At 66.2% G+C, this 1,232-nt stretch carries 1 protein-coding gene and 1 pseudogene; both read left to right on the top strand.

Annotated features, from left to right (window positions below):
- Nucleotides 1-732 (top strand): electron transfer flavoprotein subunit beta/FixA family protein (locus AVAK2825_RS24670; RefSeq protein WP_284403119.1); only part of this gene is annotated, 732 nt, incomplete at its 5' end.
- Between the two features lie 2 nt (nucleotides 733-734).
- A pseudogene (locus AVAK2825_RS24665) lies at nucleotides 735-1,232 on the top strand (electron transfer flavoprotein subunit alpha/FixB family protein); the annotation flags it as partial.

Genomic DNA, 1,232 nt, shown 5'->3' with positions numbered 1-1,232 from the left:
GTCAAGCGCGTGGTGGACTACAACGTGAAGGTCCGAGTGAAGTCGGACAACACGGGTGTGGACATCGCGAACGTGAAGATGAGCATGAACCCCTTTGACGAGATCGCCGTCGAGGAGGCCGTGCGCCTGAAGGAAAAGGGCGTGGTGACCGAAGTCATCGCCGTCTCCTGCGGCGTCGCGCAGTGCCAGGAAACGCTGCGCACCGCGATGGCCATCGGTGCCGACCGTGCCATCCTGGTGGAGACCACCGAAGAGCTGCAGCCCCTGGCCGTGGCCAAGATCCTGAAGGCGCTGGTGGACAAGGAGCAGCCCCAGCTCATCATCCTGGGCAAGCAGGCCATCGACGACGATGCCAACCAGACCGGGCAGATGCTCGCAGCCCTGGCCGACCTGCCGCAGGCCACCTTCGCCTCCAAGGTGGAAGTGAGCGGCGACAAAGTCAACGTCACGCGCGAAGTCGATGGCGGGCTGGAGACCATCTCCCTCACGCTGCCGGCCGTGGTCACCACCGACCTGCGCCTGAACGAGCCGCGCTACGTCACCTTGCCCAACATCATGAAGGCCAAGAAAAAGCAGCTCGATACCGTCAAGCCCGAAGACCTGGGCGTCGATGTCAAGCCGCGCCTGAAGACCCTGAAGGTCTCCGAACCGCCCAAGCGCGGCGCCGGCATCAAGGTGCCCGACGTGGCCGCCCTGGTGGACAAGCTCAAGAACGAAGCAAAGGTGATCTGAACATGACAGCCCTCGTAATTGCCGAACACGACAACGCCAGCATCAAGCCCTCCACCCTGAACACCGTCACGGCCGCCGTGGCCTGCGGTGGCGACGTGCACGTGCTGGTGGCGGGCAACGGCGCCGATGCCGCCGCCCAGGCCGCCGCGCAGATCGCCGGCGTCAGCAAGGTCATCCTGGCCGATGGCGCGAGCCTCAAGGACGGCCTGGCCGAGAACGTCGCCGCCCAGGTGCTGGCCATTGCCAGCCAATACAGCCACATCCTGTTCCCCGCCACCGCGGGCGGCAAGAACGTGGCCCCCCGCGTGGCCGCCAAGCTCGACGTCGCCCAGATCAGCGACATCACCAAGGTCGACAGCCCCGACACCTTCGAGCGCCCCATCTACGCCGGCAACGCCATCGCCACCGTGCAAAGCAGCGATGCGACCAAGGTCATCACCGTGCGCACCACCGGCTTCGATGCCGCGGCCGCCACGGGGGGCTCGGCCGCCGTCGAGAAG

This window comes from Acidovorax sp. SUPP2825, from assembly GCF_030158995.1.
Classification (GTDB): Bacteria; Pseudomonadota; Gammaproteobacteria; order Burkholderiales; family Burkholderiaceae_C; genus Paracidovorax.
This window is presented reverse-complemented; position numbering and strand designations above follow the sequence as displayed.